The sequence below is a fragment of the Paraburkholderia sp. GAS206C genome (assembly GCF_050435645.1).
In the GTDB taxonomy this organism is placed as follows: Bacteria; Pseudomonadota; Gammaproteobacteria; order Burkholderiales; family Burkholderiaceae; genus Paraburkholderia; species Paraburkholderia phenazinium_B.
In genome coordinates, this window is record NZ_JBNDKR010000003.1 from 494,854 (window position 1) to 509,772 (window position 14,919).

Below are 14,919 nucleotides of genomic sequence, written 5' to 3' on the forward strand. Positions count from 1 at the left end.
TTCAGCGCTGGTTACTTCTGCTTGGCGTTGATCACCGCTTCCGCGACGTTGTTCGGCGTTTCAGCGTAGTGCTTGAACTCCATCGTGTACGTCGCGCGGCCTTGCGTTGCGGAACGCAGCGAGGTGGAATAGCCAAACATCTCCGCGAGCGGCACTTCGGCGCGTACCAGCTTGCCGCCACCGCCGGCGATATCTTCCATGCCCTGCACCATGCCGCGACGGCTCGACAGGTCGCCCATCACGTTACCCATGAAGTCTTCCGGCGTCTCGACTTCGACGGCCATCATCGGCTCGAGCAGGACCGGCTTGGCCTTGCGCATCGCTTCCTTGAAGGCCATCGAACCGGCCATACGGAACGCGTTTTCGTTCGAGTCGACGTCGTGGTACGAACCGAAAGTCAGCGTCACTTTCACGTCCACCACCGGATAGCCCGCCAGCACGCCGGCCTTCAGCGTTTCGATAATTCCCTTGTCCACTGCCGGGATGTATTCGCGCGGAATTACGCCGCCCTTGATCGCGTCGACGAATTCGTAGCCCTTGCCTTGCGGCGCTGGCTCCAGCGTGATCACAGCGTGACCGTACTGACCGCGGCCGCCCGACTGCTTGACGAACTTGCCTTCGACATCCTCGACCTTGTTGCGCACCGTTTCACGGTAAGCAACCTGCGGCTTGCCAACGGTCGCTTCCACGCCGAACTCGCGCTTCATGCGGTCGACCAGAATTTCCAGGTGCAGCTCGCCCATCCCCGAGATGATGGTCTGGCCGGATTCTTCATCCGTTTGCACGCGGAACGACGGATCTTCCTGAGCAAGGCGGTTCAGCGCAATGCCCATCTTTTCCTGGTCGACCTTGGTCTTCGGCTCGACGGCCTGCGAAATCACCGGCTCAGGAAAGATCATCCGTTCAAGGATGATCACGTGATTCGGATCGCACAGCGTGTCGCCCGTGGTCGCTTCCTTCAGGCCGACGGCCGCGGCGATGTCGCCCGCGTAGACTTCCTTGATTTCCTTGCGCTCGTTCGCATGCATCTGCAGGATCCGGCCGAGGCGCTCCTTCTTTTCCTTGACCGCGTTGTAGACCGTGTCGCCCGAATTCACCACGCCCGAATAGACGCGGAAGAAAATCAGCTGGCCGACGAACGGGTCGGTCATGATCTTGAAGGCGAGCGCCGAGAACGGATCGGTGTCGCTCGGATGGCGCTCGATTTCCTTGTCGTACTCGTCGTGACCCGTGATGGCGGGCACGTCGATCGGCGACGGCAGGTAATCGATCACCGCGTCGAGCATGGCTTGCACGCCCTTGTTCTTGAACGCGCTGCCGCACAGCATCGGCACGATTTCGTTGGCAATGCAGCGTACGCGGATACCGTGCTTGATTTCCTCTTCGGTCAGCGTCTCGCCGCCGAGGTATTTGTCGAGCAGTTCCTCGCTCGCTTCAGCGGCGGCCTCGACCATCTTGTCGTGCCATTCCTTCGCGGTGTCCGCGAGTTCCGCCGGGATGTCGCGGTACTCGAACTTGATGCCCTGGTTCTCTTCGTCCCAGTAGATCGCCTTCATCTTGACGAGGTCGACCACGCCCTGGAAATGATCTTCCGCACCGACCGGAATCTGGATCGGTACCGCAATGCCCTTCAGGCGATCGCCGATCTGCCGCTGTACGCGGAAGAAGTCGGCGCCGACGCGGTCCATCTTGTTGACGAACGCGATACGCGGCACCTTGTACTTGTTCGCCTGACGCCAAACGGTTTCGGACTGCGGCTGCACGCCGCCGACCGAGTCGTACACCATGCAGGCGCCGTCGAGCACGCGCATCGAGCGTTCGACTTCAATCGTGAAGTCGACGTGGCCCGGGGTGTCGATGATGTTGATGCGGTGTTCCGGATAGTTGCCGGCCATGCCTTTCCAGAAAGCAGTCGTGGCAGCCGATGTGATCGTGATGCCGCGCTCCTGCTCCTGCTCCATCCAGTCCATCGTCGCCGCGCCGTCGTGAACTTCACCGATCTTGTGAGTCACGCCGGTGTAGAAGAGGATGCGCTCGGTGGTTGTGGTTTTGCCGGCATCGATGTGAGCGCTGATGCCGATATTCCGGTAGCGCTCGATGGGAGTCTTGCGGGGCACGTGAACCTCCTTGAATTGGCGCGCCGGTAGTGGACGTCGGGCGGCGCACGACGCCGACCGGACGAACTCCGTGCTGCGGTTAGTCTACTAGAATAGCGCGTCGTAAGCTCTTTTGCAGGAATCTTGCCAGCTCCGCCCGCGCGGCCACCGGCGGGGCGCTCCGCCGGTCCTGTTCCGGTCTGCTCGCGTGCACGCAAAAAAAGCCGGCGCCCTTGCAACAAGGCACCGGCTTTCCGGAAACGGGCCGTGAATGGCGATTGCGCGGCTTACCGCACGATTCGCACGATCTGTCGCGCTGCTTATTGCGCCGCCGGCAACCCCTGAATCGTCATACCCGGCTTGATGCCCTTCGACGCGAACCAGTTCTTGCTCATTTCCAGCGCGTACACACCGTTGTTGCGCGGGCAATGGTTGTTGGTCGTTTCGGCATCCATCTCGTCGATGTCGGTGATCGTGCCGTCGGCGCGGATGAAAGCGATCGACAGTGGGATCAGCGTGTTTTTCATCCAGAAACAGTGCACCGCATTCTCGCCGAATACGAACAGCATGCCTTCGTTGGGGGCGAGTTGCGAGCGGTACATCAGGCCTTGTTCGCGATCCGCATCATTGGAGGCGACAGCGGCGTCGATCACGAACATGCCCACAGTCAGCTTGGCGCGCGGGAAATCACCGGGTTGCTTGGCACCGGGCGGCATCTGCTGCGCGTACGCATTGTGGACGGGGGCGAGCGTGAACGAGGCGGCGGCCAACGGGAACGCAATGGCAAACGCAAAGCGCGCGAGCAACGAGCGCAGGGAAATTCGCACGGCAAGACTCCTGGGTGGGAAATTAACCCGCGAATGTTACGCGAGCGCGTCAAAGCACGTCAAAAACAAAAAGGCAGATCGCCTTGCGGGATCTGCCTTTCAACGCCGTAAGAACGGCAATTGCTGCTAGTTCTTGACTGCGTTTTACAACAAACTTACTCCGAAGCGCCCGAAGCTGCAGCAGCCGATGCTGCCTTCTTCTTCGATGCCTTCTTGTGCGTTGCCTTCTTCGTGGTCTTCTTTGCCGACGAAGCTGCTGCTGCCGGAGCTGCCGAAGCTGCGACCGGAGCCGAAGCTTGTGCGAATGCTGCCGTTGCGAAGAGGCCAGCGACCAGAGCGGCGATCAGTTTGTTCATTTTGTGAATCCTCAGCTTTAGTTAATTAACCAAATGACCCGGTTATGTATGAGTCATGTCGGTAAACGTGCCATCCACCTTTCGGTTGACAGCCGCATCAACAAATTTTTCGTGACGCGTCTGCGAGCGCTCGGACTCCTGCACTGACCGCGAAAACGGCTTGCACAAAGGCCCTCAAGGCTGAATGCCGGATAGCTTCGGGCGGCATCTGCGTCGAATAACGCCTCAGCTTGCGACGCGGTTGACGTCAATTCTCCGCAAATTTTCGGGAATGTTTATTCCTGGCTTTAATGAGCTGCCGGAGATGCCGCGGCAATGCCGTATGCGATTTTTATCAGCATTAAAAACGCTTGCGGATACAACGGCTTAGCGGGACTTTGCCTAAAGCTTGAGCATCAGCGGAGACCGTCCCAGGGAGCTCGCGCAGGCAGTTCGAGCGACGCGCCAGGCGTGAGACCCAGCGAAAAAATATCGAGCGCACCGATGCCGACACGCACCAGACGCAGCGTAGGAAAGCCGACCGCTGCCGTCATGCGACGGACCTGGCGATTCTTACCTTCCGTTATCGACAGTTCGATCCACGTGGTGGGGATGGCAGCGCGATAGCGGATCGGCGGATTGCGCGGCCAAAGAGCGTCGGTCGCGGTTGGATCGATCAGTTGTGCGTGACATGGGCGCGTCACATAGTCGCCGAGATCGACGCCGCTTGCGAGGGCCGTCAGGGCTGTCTCGTCCGGCGCTCCTTCGACTTGCGCCCAGTAGCGTTTGACGAGCTTGTGACGCGGCTCGGCAATACGTGCCTGGAGCGTGCCGTCGTCGGTGAGCAGCAGCAGGCCTTCGCTATCGGAATCGAGACGGCCGGCCGGATAGACGCCGGGCACCTTGACCCAATCGGCAAGCGATGCGCGAGTTTCGTGCGGCGAGAACTGGCAGATCGTGCCGAACGGCTTGTTGAGAGCGAGGAGGCGCATGCGGAGTCCGGCGATATCAACCGGTACGGATGCGTAAGCCGGTGCTGGCAGGCACCCGCGCGACGCCCGGCTGGGTTGGTTCTGTGGCAAATGGCGGGATAATAATGCATAAAAGCCGCTGGCAGATTTTATGTCTTATATAAGACATAGGAGTGGGCGTACGTTGCCGGCACATTCTGCGGCTGCCGTGTCGCGTCTCGGAACCTGGCTGATCGGCCGATGCCCGTGCCCGGCGGTGGGGCGCTAGAATAGCCGCTCAGTTGCTTGCAGGCGTGCTGCATTGCGCGTAGCGAGGAGCGCCAGATTTCGCAGTTCCCATCTGCTTCAACCAGAAAGCCATCACTGGAGTCCGATCATGCCGTATCAGCACATTAAGGTTCCGACGGGCGGAGACAAGATTACCGTCAACGCAGACTACTCGCTCAATGTCTCCGACCAACCGATCATTCCGTATATCGAAGGTGACGGCACGGGTGTCGACATCACGCCGGTCATGATCAAGGTGGTGGACGCAGCGGTCGAGAAAGCCTACGGGGGCAAGAAGCAGATCCACTGGATGGAAGTCTTTGCAGGCGAGAAAGCGACCAGGATCTACGGCCCGGACGTGTGGCTGCCGGAAGAAACACTCGCTGCCGTGAAGGAATATGTCGTCTCGATCAAGGGACCGCTGACCACGCCGGTGGGCGGCGGCATCCGTTCGCTGAACGTGGCGCTGCGTCAGGAACTCGACCTCTATGTGTGCCTGCGGCCGGTGCGCTACTTCAAGGGCGTGCCTTCGCCTCTGCGCGAACCGGAGAAAACCGACATGGTGATCTTCCGTGAGAACTCCGAAGACATCTATGCCGGCATCGAATGGGCCGCGGGATCGGAGCAGGCGAAGAAGGTCATCCACTTTCTGCGCGAGGAAATGGGTGTGAAGAAGATCCGCTTTCCGGAGACCTCGGCGCTTGGTGTCAAGCCGGTGTCGCGCGAAGGCACGGACCGTCTGGTGCGCAAGGCGCTGCAGTATGCGATCGACAACGATCGCCGTTCACTGACGCTCGTGCACAAAGGCAACATCATGAAGTTCACGGAAGGTGCGTTCCGCGACTGGGGCTATGCGCTCGCGCAGAAGGAGTTTGGCGCGGAGCTGGTGGACGGCGGTCCGTGGATGAAATTCAAGAACCCGAAGACAGGTGGCGACATTGTCGTCAAGGACGTGATTGCCGATGCGTTCCTGCAGCAGATTCTGCTGCGTCCGGCCGAGTACGACGTGATCGCGACGCTGAACCTGAACGGCGACTATATTTCGGACGCGCTGGCGGCACAGGTTGGTGGTATCGGCATTGCGCCGGGCGCGAATATGTCGGACTCCGTGGCAATGTTCGAAGCCACTCACGGAACCGCGCCGAAATATGCGGGCAAGGACTACGTGAATCCGGGCTCGGAAATTCTCTCGGCGGAAATGATGCTGCGCCATCTTGGCTGGACCGAAGCGGCGGACGCCATTATCAACGCGATGGAAGCGTCGATTCTGCAAAAGCGTGTGACGTACGACTTTGCGCGTTTGATGGAAGGCGCGACGCAGGTTTCTTGCTCGGGGTTTGGGCAGGTGTTGATCGGGAATCTGTAATTGCGTTTGGCGTTATCCTGAGAAATCTGGCGAACCCCGGTGTGCGTTCTGTGACGCCGGGGTTTTTTGTTGTGCGACGGTGGGTGGACTATTCGTCGTCCTTGACAATGAATGCATGCGCGGACGAACGAACTTCGCGACGGTCTGCGCTATGATGCTCGGCAAGATGTTCATCCTCGCGTACAGTGTTTCGCGCCCCCGCTCGACCATGCTCTTCCTCAAGCGTCTTCTCATTCTGTTTTCGCTTGTGCTGTTTTCAGCGCACGGCGCATTTGCGCATGTTGCGTTCGCGCATAGCGAGTGGTCGAGTGAGCACGCGGCGCAAATGTCCGGCATGGCCATGGAAACGTCTTCTGCGGCGAATGTGAATGTGTCGCCTTCGGCTTCCGGCGCTCCTGCTCATTGCCTGGCTTTTTCCCACGGTCTTGTGGCCTCAGGCCATCCCTGTGGCCACGAGCACTGCCCCTGCTGCTGTGTCGCGACTTGCGGCATTCACTGCGGTGCACTGTTCATCGCTTTTCAGTTCGAACCACGCGTCCCCGGTTCGACGCTTCTTCCGCCTCTTCCCGAGCAACGGCGCGATGGCCTGACCCACGCGCCTCCTGTACGTCCGCCGATCGGCTGATTTTCGATGCATGCATTGCACGCGCGCGCCTTTCAGTCCTGCGCAATGCATATCAGACAGCAGGGCCCGTGCAGCGGTTATCGCGGAGCGGGCACTTGAACGATCACGCGCGGTCAGCCGCGAGCGCTACCGCGTCGTCCACGTTAGGGAGTATTCATGATCCGCAGGGAATTTCTCGTCCGCACACTGAGTGCGGCCGTTGCGTCGCTGTTTGCGCGCGGTGCGTTTGCACAGCAGTCGATGCATGGGATGCAAGGCATGTCGGGGATGAACGGCATGCAAGGAATGCAGGGCATGTCCGACATGCCGGATATGCCACACGCCGGTACGTCGCAAACCGTCGAACTGGCCGGCCCCGAGACGCTGCCCTCTGGCGCGCCGCTGGCGCCGTTGCGCAAACTTGCGAACGAAAGCCGTGAACCAGGTGTGTTCCGTGCAACGCTCGTTGCTCAGCCGGTTCAACACACGTTGATCGCCGGTCACCCGACAACCTTTTGGCAGTACGGCGCTTCTGCTGACCTCCTCAGTGCAGAAGCCGAATCCGCATCACCGCAAGTTCCGATTATCGGACCGCTGATCGACGTGCACGAAGGCGACACGGTTGAAATCCGTTTCGTGAACCACTTGTCGCAACCTTCGACGATCCATTGGCATGGCCTGCCGGTGCCGCCGGATCAAGACGGCAATCCGTCGGATCCGGTCGCGCCAGGCGCCTCGCGCGTCTATCGCTTCACGCTGCCACCGGGCAGCGCTGGCACGTACTGGTACCACCCGCACCCGCACATGATGTCATCCGAACAGGTATTTCGCGGACTCGCTGGCCCGATCGTGGTCCGCGCCGCGGCCGATCCGCTGGCAGCGTGGCGCGAGCGGCATCTGTTCTTCTCCGATCTGCGCCTCGCGAGCGACGGCACGATCCCTGCAAACGACATGATGGACTGGATGAACGGGCGCGAAGGGCAGTTCGTGCTGGTCAACGGAGCGCGTCGTCCGCTGATATTGATGGCGACCAACGAGCGCTGGCGCGTGTGGAACGCGTGCAATGCCCGCTATTTGAGATTGTCGCTGGATGACGGGCGCACTTTTACCCAGGTCGGAACGGATGGCGGCTTGCTCGGAGAGCCGCGCGAGGGGGTAACGTCGCTGTTACTGGCGCCGGGCGAACGTGCGGAGCTGATTGTCCCAGCGGGTCGAGGACCGGGTTCGGCCTCGCAAACGGCGCAATCCGGGCAGCCCGCGCAATCTGCGCAGTCCTCACCGTCGACGCGAGCAGTTTTGAGTTCCGCGGTCTACGATCGCCGCAAGATGGCGATGGCGGGCGGCAGCTTGCCACCGGGCGCCGCGATCCCGCTCGCCGATGTCCAGTTCGAACCGGGCACCGCCAGTCAAAACGCGGCCGCCCAGCCGATCCCCGCGTCGTTGCGTGCAATTTCGCCGCTCGGCGCGCCAGCCGCGCAGAAATCGGTGGTGTTTTCGGAGCGCATGGACATGGCCGCGATGCACCGCAAGGGCGCGTCCCGCAACGGAATGCCCGCTGGCATGGCCTTCATGATCAACGGTGCGACCTTCGATCCGCGCCGCGTTACGCTGACCAGCCGGCGCGGCGACGTCGAACGGTGGTCGATCGAGAACCGCACGGATATGGATCACCCATTCCACCTTCACGGCACGCAGTTTCAGATACTTGAGCGGGAGCAGGGCGGCGTCGTGACGCCGGAGCCTTATCTGGCGTGGCGCGACACGGTCAATGTCCAGCCCGGAGAGAAGGTGCGCATTGCCACAGTTCAGCAGCAGGCGGGCGAGCGCATGTTCCACTGCCACATCCTCGAACACGAAGATCTCGGCATGATGGGCACCCTCAACGTGATCTGACGGACATCCACAATCGTCGGGAGGATGCCTTCAACGCGACACGACATGTGAGGAGGAAGCGGCTGACGCGCAAATTCCGCGTTCCAGAATGAAGAAACCCGGCACGAAGCCGGGTTTCCAGGGTACGGGTATCGAACAGACTCAGGCGGCGGCCTGGATGTTCGATGCCTGCTTGCCTTTGGGGCCTTGCACGACCTCAAAGCTAACCTTCTGGCCTTCCTTCAGGGTTTTGAACCCATTCATCTGGATGGCCGAAAAGTGTGCAAACAGATCCTCACCGCCTTCGTCGGGCGTAATGAATCCGAAACCTTTCGCGTCATTGAACCATTTGACCGTACCAGTTGCCATACCTACTTCCCCTGTAACTCATGACACCACCACGAGCCCTCGAAAAGCTCAACGGCCGCGGGCATGCAGCCGCTCCCTCCTCACAAGCTCACCATCGGCATTTTTTCGAATATGTTGCTGGAAAAAAGTGCCAGCTTGATTGTTGAGGCTCTTTATTCGAGTGTCAAGAAAATTTTGAGACGGGTCTGCGGACGTTGCAAACACCCCATTTCCAGGGTTTTTCCCGCTTTTCTTATGTGCGGTGGCGCAAGCGTCCGGTCTTGAAAAGTCGCATAATCGACTCACATGCAGTCCTGTGGGGCGAAGGTCCCGCAACTGTTACCGCCGCAACCATTACCGTTTCAAGACAAGCCCGCCCAATGGGCACCTCAAATCTGTCGCCTGGCGCCAGACGCGCGAAGGGTGGGCAGGGAAATTTGGGGTAGTCCTTCGTTTTCGAGAGAGTCGTCGCGCACACGCTCAGCTTGCTGCGGCAGGTTGTGCGATACTCAATCTAACTGCAATTCAGCCGTTAACAGTATTGACATTCTTGGAGGGCCGGCTCCGCGATCGGCTCCGTGCAAGGCGCACGCGTGACAGGCAGTGCCGTCATGTGGAGGCGAATGGGAACACCGGCCAGCCGGTCGGGTTTTGACAGGATTGCGGGCCTGTCCGAGTTGTTTAGAATGGGTGTATGGCAATTATCCCGGACAAGCAGGACGGCACCGTACTGGAGCGGCAGGAAAAAAAGCTGAAGCCGCCGGCCATGTACAAGGTGGTGCTGTTGAACGACGACTTCACGCCAATGGAATTTGTCGTGATGATCGTGCAGGAATATTTCAATAAAGATCGTGAAACCGCAACGCAGATTATGCTGAAGGTGCATCGCGAAGGTAGGGGAGTTTGTGGGGTCTATACGCGGGACATCGCGTCGACCAAAGTCGAGCAAGTCGTTACCCACGCACGGCAGGCCGGGCATCCGCTGCAGTGTGTGATGGAGGAAGCATGATTGCCCAGGAACTGGAAGTCAGCTTGCACATGGCGTTCATGGAAGCACGCCAGGCGCGGCACGAGTTCATTACGGTCGAACATCTTTTACTGGCCCTGTTGGACAATCCGACGGCTGCAGAGGTGTTGCGCGCGTGCGCGGCCAACATTGAGGATCTGCGCCAAAACCTGCGCAACTTCATTCATGACAACACGCCGACCGTGCCTGGCACGGACGACGTCGACACGCAGCCCACGCTGGGTTTCCAGCGCGTGATCCAGCGTGCCATCATGCATGTGCAGTCCACCTCGAACGGCAAGAAGGAAGTGACCGGCGCGAACGTGCTGGTGGCGATCTTCGGCGAGAAGGATTCGCACGCGGTGTACTACCTGCAACAGCAGGGTGTCACGCGTCTTGACGTGGTGAACTTCATCTCGCACGGCATTGCCAAGACCAGCAGCACCGACGCCGCCAAGGCGAGCGATGCGAATGCCGAGTCCGACGAAGCCGCTGCGCAGAAAGAAACGCCGCTCGCCCAGTTCACGCAGAATCTGAACCAGATGGCGAAAGAGGGCCGCATCGACCCGCTGATCGGGCGTGAGTCCGAAGTCGAGCGCGTGGTGCAGGTGCTGTGCCGCCGGCGCAAGAACAATCCGCTACTGGTCGGCGAGGCTGGGGTCGGCAAGACCGCGATCGCCGAAGGGCTCGCCTGGCGCATTACGCGCGGCGAAGTCCCGGATATCCTCGCCGATGCGCAGGTGTATTCGCTCGACATGGGCGCGTTGCTGGCCGGCACCAAGTATCGCGGCGATTTCGAACAACGCCTGAAGACGGTCCTCAAGGAACTAAAGGAACGTCCGCACGCCATCCTGTTCATCGACGAAATCCATACGCTGATCGGCGCGGGTGCTGCCTCGGGCGGCACGCTGGATGCATCGAATCTGCTGAAGCCGGCGCTGTCGTCGGGCACGCTCAAGTGCATCGGCGCGACGACTTTCACCGAATACCGCGGCATCTTCGAAAAAGATGCGGCTCTGTCACGCCGCTTCCAGAAAGTGGATGTGACCGAACCGACTGTCGAACAGACAGTGGCGATCCTGCGTGGTCTGAAGTCGCGTTTCGAAGAGCACCACGGCGTGAAGTATTCGTCGGGTGCGCTGTCGGCAGCGGCTGAACTGTCGGCGCGCTTCATCACCGATCGTCATTTGCCGGACAAGGCGATTGACGTAATCGATGAAGCGGGCGCGGCGCAACGCATCCTGCCGAAGTCGAAGCAGAAGAAGACGATCGGCAAGGGCGAGATCGAGGAAATCATCTCGAAGATCGCACGCGTGCCGGCGCAAAGCGTATCCGTGGACGATCGCAGCAAGCTGCAGACGCTGGATCGCGACCTGAAGAGCGTGGTGTTCGGGCAAGACCCGGCCATCGACGCGCTGTCGGCTGCGATCAAGATGGCGCGCGCAGGCCTTGGCAAGCTGGACAAGCCGATTGGTGCGTTCCTGTTCTCCGGCCCGACCGGTGTCGGCAAGACCGAAGTGGCCAAGCAACTGGCGTTCACGCTCGGTATCGAACTGATCCGTTTCGACATGTCCGAGTACATGGAACGTCATGCTGTGAGCCGTTTGATTGGCGCGCCGCCGGGCTATGTCGGTTTCGATCAGGGCGGTCTGCTGACGGAGGCTGTGACGAAGAAGCCGCATTGCGTGCTGCTGCTCGACGAAATCGAGAAAGCGCATCCGGACATTTACAACGTGCTGCTGCAGGTGATGGACCACGGCACGCTGACGGACAACAATGGGCGCAAAGCGGACTTCCGTAACGTCATCATCATCATGACGACGAATGCGGGTGCCGAAGCCATGGGCAAGTCGGTGATCGGCTTCACGACTCGCCGCGAAACCGGCGACGAGATGGTCGACATCAAGCGCATGTTCACACCGGAGTTCCGTAACCGTCTGGACGCGACGATCAGCTTCCGCTCGCTCGATGAAGAAATCATCATGCGCGTGGTCGACAAGTTCCTGATGCAACTGGAAGATCAGTTGCATGAGAAGAAGGTCGATGCGCTCTTCACCGACGCGCTGCGCGCGCATCTGGCGAAGCACGGTTTCGATCCGCTGATGGGCGCACGTCCGATGCAGCGTCTGATCCAGGACACGATCCGTCGCGCACTGGCCGACGAGCTTCTGTTCGGCAAGCTGATGAACGGTGGCCGCGTGACGGTGGATGTGGACGCGGAAGACAAGGTTCAGCTGACGTTCGACGAACAGGCTGCGCCGCGTAATCCGAATCCGGAAGCGGTCGAAGTCGAGTAAGTGCCTGAATAAGCGTCAAAAGTTTCTCGCAGCAAGCAAGGTAAAACGGCGTGGGTTATATGACCCACGCCGTTTTTTTATCCCACTGCCGCGACTCAGGAACTGTGCGGGGGCTGTTAAGCACCCGACCGGAAAACCTCAGTGTTTACCGGTGCTGCCGAAACCGCCTGCACCACGTTCGCTTTGTTCGAAGTCCTCGACGATATTGAATTCAGCTTGCACGACAGGCACGATGACGAGTTGCGCGAGCCGCTCCATCGGATTCAGCGTGAATGTGGTCTGCCCGCGGTTCCACGTCGAAATCATCAGTTGACCTTGATAATCCGAATCGATCAATCCCACCAGATTGCCGAGCACGATGCCGTGCTTATGTCCGAGGCCCGAGCGCGGCAAGATCAAAGCCGCATAGCCCGGATCGCCGACATGGATCGCCAGACCCGTCGGCACCAGCGCCGTTTCGCCGGGTTGCAGCGTTAGCGGTTCGTCGAGGCACGCGCGCAGATCGAGGCCAGCGCTGCCGGTCGTGGCGTAGACCGGGAGTTGTTCGCGCATGCGCGCGTCGAGAATCTTCAGGTCAAGTTTCATGCAGGTCGAATGTGAGAGGGGGAGAGTAAAAGATCAGCGCCAAATCAATCCAGTTCAGCTTGATTCAACGGCCAAGCTCGAAAGCGTCCGCAAGCAGTTCGTACGAGCGCAGCCGCGCGCGATAACTGCCCGCCACGGTCAATACCACCAGCTCGTCGGCCTCGAACTGTTCCTGCAGCGCGAGCATGCGTTCCGTCACACGCTCAGGTGTGCCGATGATACTGCGGGGCTTCTCGCGGTCGATCACCAGTCGCTCGCGTTCGCCGTATTCCTGGGCGAGACCTTGCTCGATGTTCGGAATCGGAGCGTTCAGGCCATAGGCCATCTGCACACGGCGCAGATCGACGGCTTTTTCCAGTGCCTCCGCTTCCTCGTCCGTATCCGCGCAGATGACGAACACCGCGACGGCCAAATATGGCTTTGCTTCGTTGCCGGCCTTGAAGCGCTCGCGATACGCTTGCGCGACCTGGTGGCCGAAGTGCGCGTTGATGAAATGCGCGAACGCGAAGCGGATGCCGAGTTGCGCCGCCAGCAGGCCGCCGAACTCACTTGATCCGAGCATCCACAGTTGCGGTCGTGTCTCGACCTGCGGCTGCAGCAGCACGCCTTGCGCGACGTGCTCGTCGGGCAGCGTGCCGTTCATCAGCCCGACCAGATCGGCCACCTGTTGCGGAAAGATATCGCCGCGGTTGTACGCACCTGCCGCCACGGCTTGCGCCGTGCGCATGTCGCCGCCCGGTGCGCGGCCGACGCCAAGATCGATGCGATTCGGGAATAGCGCTTCGAGCATCATGAACTGCTCGGCGACCTTGAACGGGCTGTAGTACGGCAGCATCACACCGCCCGACCCGAGGCGAATGCGCTTCGTCACGCTGCCGAGGCGCGCGAGCATCACTTCGGGGCACGGGTTCGACACGCCGCGCAGGCCGTGGTGCTCGGCGCACCAGTAGCGTGTGTAGCCGAGGTCGTCGGCAACCTGCGCGAGTTCGATGGTGGCGGCGATCGCGTCCGCCACCGAGTGCCCGTCGATCACGGGCGTTTGATCGAGCACGGAAAGTAGCGTCATGACAGTGCTGCTCCAGGGTGACTCAGGGTTCCGGCAAGAAGGACCGTATGGTTACCGGATCAGGCTCGTATCGGGCAGGCGTTTGGCGATTTCGGCGATCAGTGCGCCCGCCAGCGCCTGCTTGTCCGCGCGCGGCAATTTCGTTGCGCCGCCGGCTTCGAACAGGACGACTTCGTTGTCGTCGAGACCGAAGGTCAGCGGGCCGAGATTGCCGATCAGAAGCGGCACATTCTTGCGCACGCGCTTTTCTTCCCCGTGTACATCGAGGTCGCCGCTCTCCGCTGCAAAACCGACACAGAACGGCGGATGCGGCAGCTTTGCTACTGCAGCCAGAATGTCCGGATTTTCGACGAATGTGAACGTGGGCATGGCACGTTCGGCCGTCTTCTTGATCTTGTGCTCGCTGACATGATCGACGCGCCAGTCGGCGACCGCGGCCACGCCGATGAAGATGTCGTAATCGGGCACCGCGCGCATCACGGCGTCGTGCATTTGCTGCGCTGTTTGCACGTCTTCGCGGATCACGCCCCACGGCGTTTCCAGTGCAACCGGTCCGGCGATCAGATGCACGTCGGCGCCGGCCTGCTGCGCCGCGCGCGCGAGTGCGAAGCCCATTTTGCCGCTCGAGCGGTTGGTGATGCCGCGCACCGGGTCCAGCGGTTCGAAGGTCGGGCCGGCGGTCAGCAGCACACGGCGGCCGGCGAGAATCTTTGGCTGGAAAAACGAAGCGATCGCCTCGTAGGTCGCGGCGGCCTCGAGCATCCGGCCATCGCCGACTTCGCCGCAAGCCTGCGGACCTGAATCCGGGCCGAGCACTTCGATGCCATCCGCGCGCAGTTGCGCGACGTTGCGCTGCGTGGCCGGGTTCTGCCACATCTGGCGGTTCATCGCCGGTACAACTAGCAAGGGGCAATCACGCGCCACGCACAGCGTGGAGAGCAGATCGTCGGCCATGCCATGCGCCAGCCTGGCGAGAAAGTCAGTCGAAGCTGGGGCGATCACGATGGCGTCCGCTTCACGCGACAGATCGATATGCGCCATGTTGTTCGGCACGCGCGCATCCCACTGGCTCGTGTAGACCGGACGGCCTGACAGCGCCTGCATCGTGATGGGGGTGATGAACTGCGTGGCCGCCTCGGTCATGACAACCTGCACGGTCGCGCCTGCCTTGGTCAGCAGGCGCGTGAGTTCGGCGATCTTGTAGCAGGCAATCCCGCCGCTCATACCGAGGACGAGATGTTTTCCTGCGAGTTCTGCGGTTGCCAACGAAAGCCTCCGA

13 protein-coding genes are annotated in these 14,919 nt (G+C 60.7%); 5 read left to right on the forward strand and 8 right to left on the reverse strand.

Annotated elements, in window-relative coordinates; translation table 11 throughout:
* Positions 1-11 precede the first annotated feature (11 nt).
* The 4 genes from fusA to P3T20_RS10610 all read right to left on the reverse strand — a co-directional run bounded on the left by fusA (position 12) and on the right by P3T20_RS10610 (position 4,250).
* A complete protein-coding gene (fusA, locus tag P3T20_RS10595) occupies positions 12-2,117 on the reverse strand; it encodes an elongation factor G (protein ID WP_074263537.1) in 2,106 nt (701 codons plus the stop codon).
* Positions 2,118-2,416: 299 nt separating this feature from the next.
* Positions 2,417-2,923 (reverse strand): DUF192 domain-containing protein, encoded by a 507-nt coding sequence (locus P3T20_RS10600; RefSeq protein WP_429286857.1) that lies wholly within the window; start codon positions 2,921-2,923, stop codon positions 2,417-2,419.
* A gap of 155 nt (positions 2,924-3,078) precedes the next feature.
* On the reverse strand, positions 3,079-3,279 hold the full coding sequence (locus P3T20_RS10605; protein ID WP_074263539.1) for a hypothetical protein: 201 nt from the start codon (positions 3,277-3,279) through the stop codon (positions 3,079-3,081).
* A 395-nt stretch (positions 3,280-3,674) separates the two neighbouring features.
* Positions 3,675-4,250, reverse strand: a complete 576-nt coding sequence (locus P3T20_RS10610; RefSeq protein ID WP_429286858.1) for a pseudouridine synthase — start codon at positions 4,248-4,250, stop codon at positions 3,675-3,677.
* Between the two features lie 355 nt (positions 4,251-4,605).
* On the opposite strand from P3T20_RS10610, the gene icd reads away from it, so the two are divergent.
* The 3 genes from icd (at position 4,606) to P3T20_RS10625 (ending at position 8,359) form a co-directional block, all read left to right on the forward strand.
* On the forward strand, positions 4,606-5,862 hold the full coding sequence (gene icd, locus P3T20_RS10615; RefSeq protein ID WP_074263541.1) for an NADP-dependent isocitrate dehydrogenase: 1,257 nt from the start codon (positions 4,606-4,608) through the stop codon (positions 5,860-5,862).
* Between the two features lie 151 nt (positions 5,863-6,013).
* Complete coding sequence (locus P3T20_RS10620; protein ID WP_429286859.1) at positions 6,014-6,487, forward strand: hypothetical protein; 474 nt, start codon at positions 6,014-6,016, stop codon at positions 6,485-6,487.
* Between the two features lie 156 nt (positions 6,488-6,643).
* Entirely contained in the window at positions 6,644-8,359 is a 1,716-nt protein-coding gene (locus P3T20_RS10625) for a multicopper oxidase family protein (RefSeq protein WP_429286860.1), read from the forward strand.
* A 141-nt stretch (positions 8,360-8,500) separates the two neighbouring features.
* On the opposite strand, the gene cspD is transcribed toward P3T20_RS10625, so the two are convergent.
* A complete protein-coding gene (gene cspD, locus P3T20_RS10630) occupies positions 8,501-8,707 on the reverse strand; it encodes a cold shock domain-containing protein CspD (RefSeq protein WP_017776809.1) in 207 nt (68 codons plus the stop codon).
* Between the two features lie 673 nt (positions 8,708-9,380).
* Between cspD and clpS the strand changes: the two genes are divergently transcribed.
* Both clpS and clpA read left to right on the forward strand, forming a co-directional pair.
* Positions 9,381-9,695: an ATP-dependent Clp protease adapter ClpS gene (clpS, locus tag P3T20_RS10635; protein ID WP_074263544.1), complete on the forward strand. Its 315-nt coding sequence runs from the start codon at positions 9,381-9,383 to the stop codon at positions 9,693-9,695.
* Positions 9,692-11,989 carry an ATP-dependent Clp protease ATP-binding subunit ClpA gene (clpA, locus tag P3T20_RS10640; RefSeq protein WP_074263545.1) on the forward strand — a complete coding sequence of 766 codons (2,298 nt, stop codon included), beginning with the start codon at positions 9,692-9,694 and terminating at the stop codon, positions 11,987-11,989. Before clpS ends, clpA begins: the two co-directional genes overlap by 4 nt.
* A gap of 138 nt (positions 11,990-12,127) precedes the next feature.
* Here clpA and dut read toward each other — a convergent pair whose 3' ends face one another.
* The 3 genes from dut to coaBC form a co-directional block, all read right to left on the reverse strand.
* Positions 12,128-12,574, reverse strand: a complete 447-nt coding sequence (dut, locus tag P3T20_RS10645) for a dUTP diphosphatase (RefSeq protein WP_429286861.1) — start codon at positions 12,572-12,574, stop codon at positions 12,128-12,130.
* A 64-nt stretch (positions 12,575-12,638) separates the two neighbouring features.
* Positions 12,639-13,640 (reverse strand): LLM class flavin-dependent oxidoreductase, encoded by a 1,002-nt coding sequence (locus tag P3T20_RS10650; protein WP_429286862.1) that lies wholly within the window; start codon positions 13,638-13,640, stop codon positions 12,639-12,641.
* 51 nt (positions 13,641-13,691) lie between these two features.
* A complete protein-coding gene (coaBC, locus tag P3T20_RS10655; RefSeq protein ID WP_074263548.1) occupies positions 13,692-14,906 on the reverse strand; it encodes a bifunctional phosphopantothenoylcysteine decarboxylase/phosphopantothenate--cysteine ligase CoaBC in 1,215 nt (404 codons plus the stop codon).
* Positions 14,907-14,919: the final 13 nt, after the last annotated feature.

Excerpts from the sequence above, each read along its gene's own strand:
- P3T20_RS10605 (WP_074263539.1), bottom strand. The coding sequence starts at position 3,279 with ATGAACAAACTGATCGCCGCTCTGGTCGCTGGCCTCTTCGCAACGGCA.
- P3T20_RS10610 (WP_429286858.1), bottom strand. The coding sequence starts at position 4,250 with ATGCGCCTCCTCGCTCTCAACAAGCCGTTCGGCACGATCTGCCAGTTC.
- icd (WP_074263541.1), top strand. The coding sequence starts at position 4,606 with ATGCCGTATCAGCACATTAAGGTTCCGACGGGCGGAGACAAGATTACC.
- P3T20_RS10620 (WP_429286859.1), top strand. The coding sequence starts at position 6,014 with ATGATGCTCGGCAAGATGTTCATCCTCGCGTACAGTGTTTCGCGCCCC.
- P3T20_RS10625 (WP_429286860.1), top strand. The coding sequence starts at position 6,644 with ATGATCCGCAGGGAATTTCTCGTCCGCACACTGAGTGCGGCCGTTGCG.
- cspD (WP_017776809.1), bottom strand. The coding sequence starts at position 8,707 with ATGGCAACTGGTACGGTCAAATGGTTCAATGACGCGAAAGGTTTCGGA.
- clpS (WP_074263544.1), top strand. The coding sequence starts at position 9,381 with ATGGCAATTATCCCGGACAAGCAGGACGGCACCGTACTGGAGCGGCAG.
- clpA (WP_074263545.1), top strand. The coding sequence starts at position 9,692 with ATGATTGCCCAGGAACTGGAAGTCAGCTTGCACATGGCGTTCATGGAA.
- dut (WP_429286861.1), bottom strand. The coding sequence starts at position 12,574 with ATGAAACTTGACCTGAAGATTCTCGACGCGCGCATGCGCGAACAACTC.
- P3T20_RS10650 (WP_429286862.1), bottom strand. The coding sequence starts at position 13,640 with ATGACGCTACTTTCCGTGCTCGATCAAACGCCCGTGATCGACGGGCAC.